This window comes from Christiangramia gaetbulicola (assembly GCF_003054225.1).
Lineage (GTDB): Bacteria > Bacteroidota > Bacteroidia > Flavobacteriales > Flavobacteriaceae > Christiangramia > Christiangramia gaetbulicola.
Genome location: NZ_QBKQ01000002.1, coordinates 426054 through 438013 on the forward strand (window position 1 = coordinate 426054; position 11960 = coordinate 438013).

At 38.5% G+C, this 11960-nt stretch carries 7 protein-coding genes; 3 read left to right on the forward strand and 4 right to left on the reverse strand.

Translation table 11 applies throughout. The annotated features are described in order from the left end of the window. Positions 1-178 precede the first annotated feature (178 nt). Positions 179-1273: a redox-regulated ATPase YchF gene (gene ychF, locus C8P64_RS08565; protein ID WP_108171659.1), complete on the reverse strand. Its 1095-nt coding sequence runs from the start codon at positions 1271-1273 to the stop codon at positions 179-181. A 240-nt stretch (positions 1274-1513) separates the two neighbouring features. Between ychF and C8P64_RS08570 the strand changes: the two genes are divergently transcribed. Together C8P64_RS08570 and treS are read left to right on the forward strand one after the other, a co-directional pair. After that, a complete protein-coding gene (locus C8P64_RS08570) occupies positions 1514-4186 on the forward strand; it encodes a TonB-dependent receptor (protein ID WP_108171660.1) in 2673 nt (890 codons plus the stop codon). A gap of 188 nt (positions 4187-4374) precedes the next feature. Then, the gene (treS, locus tag C8P64_RS08575) at positions 4375-7689 is read left to right on the forward strand and encodes a maltose alpha-D-glucosyltransferase (RefSeq protein ID WP_108171661.1); all 3315 of its coding nucleotides are present in this window, start codon (positions 4375-4377) and stop codon (positions 7687-7689) included. A 3-nt stretch (positions 7690-7692) separates the two neighbouring features. On the opposite strand, the gene C8P64_RS08580 is transcribed toward treS, so the two are convergent. Beyond that, positions 7693-8889, reverse strand: coding sequence for a hypothetical protein (locus C8P64_RS08580; protein ID WP_108171662.1), 1197 nt, complete (start codon positions 8887-8889; stop codon positions 7693-7695). A 122-nt stretch (positions 8890-9011) separates the two neighbouring features. Then, positions 9012-9752, reverse strand: a complete 741-nt coding sequence (locus tag C8P64_RS08585) for a class I SAM-dependent methyltransferase (protein WP_108171663.1) — start codon at positions 9750-9752, stop codon at positions 9012-9014. Between the two features lie 160 nt (positions 9753-9912). On the opposite strand from C8P64_RS08585, the gene C8P64_RS08590 reads away from it, so the two are divergent. Further along, complete coding sequence (locus tag C8P64_RS08590; protein ID WP_108171664.1) at positions 9913-11187, forward strand: carboxypeptidase-like regulatory domain-containing protein; 1275 nt, start codon at positions 9913-9915, stop codon at positions 11185-11187. 83 nt (positions 11188-11270) lie between these two features. Here the strand turns inward: C8P64_RS08590 and C8P64_RS08595 are convergent, their stop codons facing one another. After that, entirely contained in the window at positions 11271-11855 is a 585-nt protein-coding gene (locus tag C8P64_RS08595; RefSeq protein WP_108171665.1) for a T9SS type A sorting domain-containing protein, read from the reverse strand. Positions 11856-11960: the final 105 nt, after the last annotated feature.

Here is an 11960-nt window from a genome sequence, read left to right on the forward strand (position 1 = left end):
TTAGAATAAATGTTAATTAAGGCAACCCAGGCATTTACCCGGGTATAAGATTAAATAATTACCATGCTGAAAATGAGAATTTAGCACAGATTTCATCATCCCAAACAGCCTCAAAAACGCTACGGTTCAGACGAAATTTTTTATTTATTATTTCAGTTATTTTTGGAGACCAGGTCTCTTAGACATTGAAACGGAAATGCATCACATCGCCATCTTTAACGATGTATTCCTTTCCTTCCACGCGCATCTTACCCGCTTCTTTCACCTTGGCTTCACTTCCAAAATTCACGTAGTCGTCATAACCAATAACCTCAGCTCGAATAAAGCCTTTTTCAAAATCTGTATGGATCACTCCGGCGGCCTGAGGTGCAGAAGCTCCTACAGGTATGGTCCAGGCTCTCACTTCTTTAACCCCGGCAGTAAAATAGGTTTGAAGATCTAAAAGTTGGTAAGCACCACGGATAAGTTTTGCAGATCCTGGTTCGTCTAATCCTATATCCTGAAGAAACATTTGTCTTTCTTCAAAATCGTCTAATTCGGTAATATCGGCTTCAGTTCCTACCGCAAGCACTAAAACCTCAGCATTTTCATCCTTAACGGCCTCTCTTACTTTTTCTACATGAGCATTTCCTTCTACAGCAGCTCCTTCATCAACGTTACAAACGTACATTACTGGCTTATCTGTAATGAACTGTAATGGAGCGATGAATTCTTTACGCTCATCCTCGGTTAGGTCTATTGCGCGAACAGATTTACCAGCTTCAAGTCCTGCCTTTACTTTTAATAAAGCAGCTTCCTCTTTCTGGGCTTCTTTATTACCGGTCTTGGCAGCTCTTTTAACCTTCTCAAGCTTCTTTTCAGTAGTTTCAAGGTCTTTCAACTGAAGCTCCATATCGATAGTTTCCTTATCCCTGATAGGATCTATAGAACCATCAACATGCACAATATTGTCATCTTCAAAACATCTTAGAACATGCAGGATTGCATCTGTTTCCCTGATATTTCCTAAAAACTGGTTTCCAAGCCCCTCACCTTTACTAGCTCCTTTTACTAATCCGGCGATATCTACTATTTCTACGGTAGCAGGTACAACCTTTTCAGGATTTACCAATTCTTCCAGTTTCAATAACCTGGGATCAGGAACATTTACTACTCCAACGTTTGGCTCGATAGTACAAAAAGGGAAATTTGCACTCTGTGCTTTTGCATTACTCAAACAGTTAAACAATGTTGATTTACCAACGTTAGGCAGTCCTACAATTCCAGCTTTCATATATAATAATTTAGATGCTTTGTTTTTGCGGCTGCAAAGATAGGTATTATCTAAGAGTATTTCATAATTACTTCTACTCAATAAATAACAAAACAATTAGAAGAGATTTCGCAAATCTTACCCGCCTATTTTCCTAATTCAATAATTATTGAAGCGTATTTATTGATTATCACCATTTCATTAATATCGTTAATCATTTTAATTATATTGCTTAAATAAATTAACCAAACACCCAACAAAATGAAAAAAATCTTACTATTAATTTCATTCTTTTCACTCCCGGTTTTACTCTTTTCACAGGAGGAAATTAAAGGAGTGGTAACAGATAATTCCGGAACCCCACTTCCGGGAGTAAATGTGTATGAAAAAGGAACTGAAAATGGAACCTCAACAGATTTTGATGGTCAGTATACTATTGAGGTAGATCCTGAAGCTACACTGGTTTTTAGCTTTGTAGGCTTTGAAGAGCAGGAAGTCGCTGTAAACGGTCGATCCCAGATCGATGTAACCCTGGCCGATGGGGTTTCTTTAGGGGAAGTTCAACTGGTAGGTTCCAGAAGCCCAAAGAGAACCTCAACAGACACACCTGTAGCCGTAGACGTTATAGATGTAAGCGAGGTTAACACCCAAACTGGTAAAATAGAAATTAACGAGATGCTGCAATATGCCGCACCTTCTTTCAATGCCAACAAACAGTCGGGGTCTGATGGGGCAGATCACATTGATCCTGCTTCACTAAGAGGTTTAGGACCAGATCAAACTTTAGTACTGGTAAATGGAAAAAGAAGACACCAGTCTTCCCTAATCAACATTTTTGGTACAAGAGGTCGGGGAAATACCGGGACAGATCTTAACGCTATTCCTGCCGCGTCTATAAAAAGAATAGAGATCCTTAGAGATGGTGCCGCAGCACAATATGGTTCAGATGCTATTGCCGGGGTAATTAATATCGTTTTAAAAGATGCTGTTGAGGAATTTACCGGAAGCGTTAATTATGGATTCTACAATACCAATGCTGAAGGAGATTTTCCGGAAGCAGCACCAAATACAGATGGAAACAGGTTAGATACGGATAGAGATGGAAATGCCATTGGTGATGATCAGAACTTCGATGGTGGTTCGGTTAAAGTAACTACCAATTATGGCTTTGAAATAGCTGAAGATGGATATGCTAACTTTACCGTTGAGTACCTTAATAAAAATAAGACACTTCGTCCAGGTTTTGATTTTAGAAGAGGTTTTGGTGAAGCTGCAATCGAAGGCGTGAACTTCATGGGTAACCTGGCCATCCCAATTTCAGAAAACACAGAATTCTATGCTTTTGGCGGTAGAAATTACAGGGATACTGACGCCTATGCTTTTACACGGAACAATCCAACCGCAAGAAATGTGGTTAGCGTTTATCCTGATGGTTTTACACCAAGGATCACTTCTATTATCACAGATAATTCGGTTGCAGCAGGTTTCAGAACAAAAACTGAAAGTGGTTGGAATATCGACCTGAGTAATACCTGGGGAAAGAACCTTTTCCATTATTACATTAAAGGAACAATCAACGCATCTCTCGGAGATATTTCTCCAACAGACTTTGATGCCGGTGGTCATAATTTGAGCCAGAATGTGATCAACCTTGATTTCTCAAAATACTACGAAGACATGCTGGAAGGGGTAAACTTTGCCTTTGGCGCAGAATATAGAACAGAGAATTTCGAGATCTTCGCCGGTGAGGAAGCTTCTTATGCCACTTATGATGTAGATGGAATTCCTATCACGAATCCAGATTTACAGATGCAGCCAATAGATCCTGTAACAGGAGATCCAAGACCAGGCGGTTCTCAGGGATTCCCGGGATATGGACCAGATAACGAAGTTGACAGAAGCAGGTCTAACGTTTCCCTTTATGCAGATGCAGAATTCGAATTTACTGAAGCTTTCCTTCTAGCAGCAGCTGCAAGATTTGAAAGCTACAGTGATTTTGGTAGCACCCTTAACGGTAAACTTGCTGCAAGATTAAAGGCCACAGACGATATTAATATAAGAGGTTCTGTAAGTACAGGTTTTAGAGCTCCTTCCCTGGCCCAGATCTATTACAATCTTAAGTTTACGAACTTCGTAGGTGGTGAGGCCTTAGAGTCTTTATTATCCCCGAACAATAGTCCGGTAACTGCTTCATTCGGAATTGGACCTTTGCAGGAAGAAACAGCTTTAAATGCTTCACTGGGATTTACAGCGAATTTTGGAAAATTCACTGCTACAGTTGATGGTTATTATATCAATGTACAGGATCGTATCGTACTAACAGGTAATTTTGACGCTCCACAGATCGACAATGTAGAAGCAGCTCAATTCTTTGCTAATGGTGCAGATACTGAAACGGTAGGTCTGGACATAGTTCTATCAAATGAGTTTAGTCTAGGTGAAGGTAAACTTACCACCAGCTTTATAGGAAACTTCAACGATATGACCATTACCGATGTGAAAAATGATAACCTTGATGAACAGACATTCTTTGGAGAAAGAGACAAGTCCTTTTTACTTGCATCTGCACCCGATAGTAAACTGACCTTAAACCTCACTTATGATATCGAATGGTTTGATGTAGCACTCGGCTTGACAAGGTTCAGCGAAATAACTCTTCTTGATTTTCAAATGTTCGAAGATGTAGCAGATTATGGAAGTTTAGCTAACCAGGTTGCAGCGGCTTCAGATGTATACGATTCTAAAATTGTTACAGACCTAAATCTTGGTTTTAAATTGAATGACGCTTTGAAACTTAATGTTGGTAGTAACAACCTGTTTAATGTTTATCCAGATCAGCAGGACGACTGGACCGAAGCAGGAGGTTACTGGGATGCTGTACAAATGGGCTTTGGAGGAGCATATTACTATGCGAAACTGAATATTAATCTATAGTATCGTCTAATAGATTTAGAATAAAAAAAGCGGGATTGATCTCCCGCTTTTTTTATGTCTTACACTCAAATTGTTCGATTTAATAAATTAATAATTAGAGTCTTAGTATATTTTTAACTCTGAAGGAGCACATATTTTTTAAATTTAAAAAGACTAACTCCTCATCTTTAATTATTTAAAATTCTCTTATGGCTAAAAGTTCCAATTCTAAAGAAAATCACTGGTACAAAGACGCAATTATTTATGAACTCCATATAAAGGCCTTTTTTGATAGCAACGGTGATGGAATTGGAGATTTTGAAGGGCTTATGCAAAAACTGGACTACCTGGAGGATCTGGGAGTTACCGCCATCTGGCTTTTGCCATTTTATCCATCGCCATTACGGGATGATGGTTATGATATTGCAGATTATTACAATATAAATCCTTCTTATGGAAATGTGGAAGATTTTAAGATCTTTCTAAATGAAGCCCATAGTCGCGGATTAAAAGTTATTACCGAGCTGGTGATCAATCACACTTCAGATCAGCATGAGTGGTTTCAAAGAGCAAGAAAAGCCCCTAAGGGTTCAGAAGAGCGAGAGTATTACGTTTGGAGCGATGATCCACATAAATACAAAGATGCCCGCATAATTTTCACAGATACTGAACCTTCCAACTGGAGTTGGGATGCTGAAGCTCAATCTTATTACTGGCACCGGTTTTTCTCGCATCAACCCGACCTTAACTTCGATAATCCCAAAGTTCAGCAGGAAGTATTCGATATAATGGATTACTGGTGTAAGATGGGAGTTGACGGTTTCAGGCTGGATGCCGTTCCGTATTTATTTGAAAGAGAAGACACCAATTGTGAGAACCTTCCCCAGACCCATGAATTCCTGAAAAAACTCAGGGCTCATGTAGACAAAAATTATGATAACAAATTGCTTCTTGCTGAAGCTAATATGTGGCCTGAAGATTCCGCAGCTTACTTTGGCGATGGAGATGAATGTCACATGAACTATCACTTCCCTATCATGCCTCGAATGTTCATGGCTGTAAAAATGGAGGACCGCTACCCTATTATTGATATCATAGACCAGACCCCCGATATTCCTGAAAATTGCCAATGGGGAATCTTCCTAAGGAATCACGACGAACTTACCCTGGAAATGGTGACCGATGAAGAGCGGGATTATATGTATAAGGTTTATACCAAAGACCCTCAGGCAAAGATCAACGTTGGAATAAGACACAGACTGGCTCCGCTGCTCGATAATAACCGTAGCAAAATAGAGCTCATGAACATGCTGCTATTCTCTTTACCGGGAACACCTATTATCTATTACGGTGATGAGATCGGGATGGGAGACAATTTTTACCTGGGAGACCGGGATGGGGTAAGAACACCTATGCAATGGACGGCAGACCGAAACGCAGGATTCTCACTTGCGAATCCGCAGAAACTGTATCTACCACTCATCATAGATCCTGAGTATAAATATGAATCTATAAACGTGGAAACCCAGCAAATGATCTCTTCCTCTCTTCTATGGTGGATGAAAAGGATCATTGGGATGCGCAAAAAATATAAGGCTTTTGGAAGAGGAGATATTGAATTCCTTTCACCTTCTAATTCAAAGATCATTGCCTATACTAGAATTTATAAAGATGAAAAGATCCTGGTACTGGGAAATCTTTCCCGTTTTTCACAACCCGCAGAACTGGATCTTGAAGATTTTAAAGGCTATACTCCCGTGGAAGTCTTCAGCCATAACAGGTTTCCGAAGATAACCGAAAGGCCATACCTGTTTACACTTTCGCCCTATGGCTATTACTGGTTCGCCCTGGAAAAAGAAAGAGAAAGGGTTGAAGGCGGAAGTAAAATTCCTTTACTTAAAATCGATAATTGGAATAACCTTTTAAAGAATAGAACACTTCAGGAATTATCTGGAAAGATCCTGCCTCCATACCTAGAGCACAGAAGATGGTTTGAAAGCGCAGGAAGGATACTTCAGGATATTACAGTCAAAGAATCGATTGAAATCAAAATTAAAGACCTGCCAACAAGGATCATTATCCTGGAAGTAACCTATAATGAAGGTTTGCCAGAGTTCTATCAGCTTCCGGTTTCATTTGTGTCAGTAGAAAATGAAAATTTATTGAATGAGATTCCTAAGCGTGGGATCATCGCGAAACTAAAAATTGATAAGGAAGAAGGGTACTTATTCGATTCGGTTTATGCCGAAGAATTCAGAGATCATTTGATAGAAGGTTTCCGGGGATCCAAAAGATCTAAAACAGCATCGGGAGAATTAGATTTTTCAGCTGAAAAATCCCTTATAAAAGATTTGGATAAAGAGCCAAGATCTGAGCTGGTGAGCACAGAACAAAGGCAAACCATCATTACTTATGATAACGCGCTTATTTTAAAACTTTACAGAAAACTGGATCAAACCTTCAATCCAGATATCGAGACCATAAAATTCCTTTCTACAAAAACAGATTTTGAAAAGATCTCCAGGTATGCCGGTGCAATGAGATTCAGCCAGAAATCTGGAAAGTCATATTTCCTGGGAATGCTTCAGCAGATCATCGAAAACCAGGGAGAAGTATGGACGCATGTAAAAGATTCCCTGGACAGGTACTTTGAACGTGTGCTTACTGCTAAAAAGGATATTGAAATAAATAAACTGGAAGATCATATCACGCTTCCGTTGGGATATGAAGATTTTCCAAAACCGGTTCAGGAAATTACGGGGATTATTTTACCTGAAAGAATATACCAGCTGGGTGAATTTACAGCTGAACTTCATGATGCCCTTTCCCAGCATTCAACAGACAAGGATTTTGATAAAGAAGAATCTTCCCTGCATTACCAGAGATCTTTATTTTCAGGTTTACAGACTTTAACCAGGACAAGTCTTGAAAACTTGAAAAAAGTGATAAAAGATCTTCCTGAAAATACGGCGAAAGAAGCCAAAGAGGTCCTTGGTGTAAAGAAAGATATTTTAGAATGTTTTAAAGATATCTACGATCATAAGATCCCGGTAATGAAGATTAGGACCCACGGTGATTATCATCTAAGGCAGATCCTTTGGACAGGCCGTGAATATATTATGAACAGTTTTGAAGGCGACCCTTCTAAATCTTTCAGTGAAAGACGTATTAGAAGATCGGCAATGCGAGATCTAGCTGCCATGATAAGATCGCTGCATTATGCCGCCTACAGTAATATTTTGTCCCAGGAATATGACCAGCAACGCAAGGAAGGTGACCTGGAAGAATGGGCTGAGAAATGGCACTATTACATTAGCAGGCTTTACATAAAAGGATACCTGGATAAAGCAGGCTCGAGGGATTATGTACCCAAAAAGCATGAAGATTTTAAGATTCTTATCAATACTTTTTTACTGGAAAAAGCACTTACAGAGCTTAATTACGAAATAGAGAACCGCCCTGAATGGATCATAATCCCTATAAGGGGCATCAAGGCGGTTCTGGATCATTATAAGGATGATTAGAGCTTATTCCACGATATACATTTCGTTGGAAGCCTTTATATATTCCTGAGGATTAAAAGTGGATTCGAAGCTATTTCTAACTAGATCCAGTTTCAATTTTAGGTTCTTCATTTCGTCCTTTAGAAATGGATCATTCTCGTATTTCTGAATAAGCTTTTCGTATTTATCAAGGTTTTCAAGAATTCTGAAAGTTAACATCCCGAATCTTATCTTCAGATTCTGGACGGCGAGCATCTGGTCGTGATATTCCTGCTTCCAGTTCTCGGGATTTGATTTACGCTCTTCCACGATCTTGTTCTCGGCAATTTTAGAGATGTCCAGGATATATTGCGTACGCTTTTTAGCATCAGTCTCATTCGTGAAATTCCTGGTGAAATCGTTCTTGTTTATATCAAGGATCTCCACCAGGTTATCGTCCATAGCTTTATTCTGAAGCTCTTTTAGCTCATCAAGACTTTTATTAATAGCTTCCCATTCGGTCTCGATAAGGTCCTTATCATGTGTGAATTGGGCAATAGAACTGGTAAGTTTCAGCATCTTCATGCTCTTTTCCCTCAACTCCTTGTCTCTTCTATTCAAAGATCCAATAAACTGACTGATGCCATCTATAAGACTACCGGCAAACATCCCGGTAAATGGAGTTCCCTTGGCTAAATCACCCGTTACCTGCAGCATATGATTAAGGGCTTCCAGCCTTGCATCATCTTCTTTTTCTTCAGCTACATACTTTTGAAATTTACCAAACCATTCCTGGTATCCATCATAATTCATGGGATTCCCAACAGCATCGAGGGTTGAATAAAACTCTCTCGAGGTATTGAAAAGATTCAAAGGTTTGATTTCCCTTTCCATAGAAGCGAGGTTTAATACTGCTGAACTGTAATTATACTTGTAAACGCTAATGGTATTTTTATCGATCTCTTCCTGTCTTTCTTCCAGATACTTGACCCTTTCCAGTAGTTTTTCAACTTTTTCTGAAGCCGAATTAGTATTCTTGATGCTTTCATCCAGATTATTGATCTTGGAATCTATTTCTTTGATCCTGAATTCCAGGTTCTGACTCAATAAAGATCTTTCACGGTTTAATTCCTTTAAAACCTGGTCTGTGACAGAAGCACTCTGGTTATCTGCATATATCTGTGCGTTAGCACTATTAAGGCTTATAAAAACAGCCAAAAGGACGAAGATTATTTTCTTCATAATTAATTTCAATTTTGATCAACTTGATTAACGCTCCATAGTCGAGCATATTTCATGCCATCAAAATTAAAATAGATATCCGCAGCTATTTGAATACCATAGGTTTGAAAGTTGTAGAATTTTTAAGCAGAACTTCCCATTTTCCCCATTCTGAAAAGTATAGGAAAAATTACTTCATTCTTTTTCCCAAAGGCCCTGCGCAGGGCCGGCTCGATGATCGAAACAGGATCCTGCCCCTTTTTGTTCTCATAATGTTTCACCGCAGACCAGGTACGTAAATACCCCAGTAAATGCTCAATTTTCCAGTGATAAGTCTGCACAAATTGAGGAGCAGAGATTTCTATGAAGGGAAAGGGTATACTTTGATAATCATCGTCCAGGTATTTTCTTTCCTCATCCCAGTATGGTCCAATAATATTCCTGTAAAAATCGGCAATTACCAGATTGGTTTCCGGGTTAGACCGAAAAAGCCCATATCCCATTATAACTATATGTCCATCTAGTTTTAAACATCTCTCAACCTCCTGGTAGAACTTCTTAAAATCAAACCAATGCACTGCCTGAGCACTAATAATTAGATCAAATTGATTATCGCTGAAATTTGTCTTTTCCGCAGGTTGTATGGAATATCTAATGTTTTCTTTTTTAGGAGCGTTTTTTATCTGGTTCTCACTGATATCTGTAGCCTCCACCCTGGTGAAAAATTCTGAAAGTTCCACCGCAACCTGACCATTACCTGTTCCACAATCCCAGGCGGTTTGCCGCGCATGCAGATGAAGCTTTAAAAATTCATAAACCTCAGCAGGATAAGTAGGCCTGTACTTACTGTACTCTTTAGATCTGCTGGAAAAATTATCCTTCAAAACGTAAATTTTATTCACCAAATTATGGAATTCTCATTTTATAGGGTGATTGACTGTAATTTTAATATTTGTTTACTTCAAATATTGGTCAATTCACATCAAATTCGCTCAAAAATTCAGTATATTGTATAAGTTTATTCAAACTTAATTAAAATTTGTAATGAAAAAATTTGAAGCAATCTTAAATGGTAAAGCTCACCTCGTGATTTTACTTTTCAGCTTTTTATTTGTCTCTATGCAAAGCTTCGCTTTTCAGCCTTCAGACATTAAATATGTTGAATATAAAGGAGAGGTAGTTAATGCCCGAAACGGTAGGCCGATATCCTCCGCCTATCTTGCCCTTAATAATAGTAACATTTCTACTATTACGAACTCAGATGGAGAATTCTCCTTAAAAGTACCTGAAGATCTTACAGAGGCAACAGTGACCATATCTGTTCTAGGTTTTCAAAGTAAAACTCTTCCTCTTTCATATTTCCAGAGTGCAAATACCAGAATAGAACTTGATGAAACAGTTGAAGAACTTTCTGAGGTTAGCCTATACAAAGCTACGAACCCGGAATTGCTGGTAAAGGAAATGCTATCCAAAAAAGATGAGAATTACCTCACAGACCAAAGTCTTATGACGGGATTCTATCGTGAAACCATCAAGAAAGGATGGAGTAACGTAAGCCTTTCTGAAGCAGTAGTGAAGATCTTTAAAAACCCTTACAACTCTTACAAACGAGACATGGTCTCCCTTTATAAGGCTCGTAAGAGTACAGACTATAATAAATTAGATACGCTGGCTCTAAAACTTCGCGGAGGTCCTTATAATACTCTGTATCTGGATATGATGAAATATACCGAATACGTACTAAGACCTGGAATGGTAGAAAGCTATGAATTTAAATTCGATGATCCTGCTAAGATCAATGACCGCTACACTTATGTTGTAGAGTTTAAAGAAATCGATGAATCAGACCCATGGTATTATGGAAAACTTTTCATTGATGCTGAAACCTCTACCCTTGTAAAAGCTGAGTATAGCCTGAATGTTGATAACAGAGATGCTGCCGAAGCCATGTTCGTGAAGAAAAAACCGAATGGTTCCAAAGTTTATCCTACCGAGTTGAATTACCAGGTAGATTACGCTCAGGACGATGGTAAGTGGCACTATGCTTACGGTAAGGCACAAATGGAATATGTTGTGAACTGGAAAAGAAAGATCTTTAATTCAAAATATAAGATCGATAGCGAAATGGTAGTGACAGATTATGAGGAATATGTAAGTGATGACTGGAAGAAAACAGTAGATCTTATCAATCCTAATATCGTAATGGTAGATGATGTTTCCGGATTCGCAGATTCTGAATTCTGGGGAAGCAATAATATTATTGAACCGGACAAATCTATCCAGAACGCTATAGACAAGATTAATCGTAAAAATGATTGATCACCGGTAACCTTTAAAATAGAAAACTAAAAAGCCCCATGCTAAAGCGTGGGGCTTTTAAATTTGAATTAGCCAAAATTCAATTATCCAACATTTACCGATTTCGAGAAAGTGTTGGTTTTAGTCTTAATTTTCACAATATAACTGCCTGCAGGTACATTTGAGAAATCCAGTTTTCTTTTGACCACCAGATCTTTAGTCTTCAATTTTCCAACGGGCACGCCAAATTTATCAAAAATTTCTATTTCTACCTTATTTTCTTCAGGATTTGCAAGGCAAATAGACACAATATCCCCGGAAATCCTGTATAAAGGCTTGAAATCAAACCTATAAGCATTCTTATCTATGCTTAAAATTTCTCCGTTTTTCGATATAATTGAAGTCGAAATACTGAATTCCTTATCAAGAACAAGGGTATATCTCCCATCTTCCAGGCTATTAAAGTCAAAAATCTTGGAGTAAGAATCGTCATTGGAAAGCCTGTCTTTAAAAACGATCTCTTCATTTTCTCCAAGGATGCTTAATATTGCACCTTGCTCTATTCCCTTCACTTCCACGATCAGGTTTTGCTTTTCATTGACCTTTAGATCCAATCCGTCTGATGCATTTGCCGCAAAGCTTGCGACAAATACCAATGCTACGATTAATTTTCTGAATGCTGTTTTCATAATCTTAAGTTTTAAGTTAGAACTGCGATTAATATTAATCTAAAACTAGCTATAAAGAACAGCAGAGAATAGTCAAGAATAAACCAGTTTATGTCTTATATTACC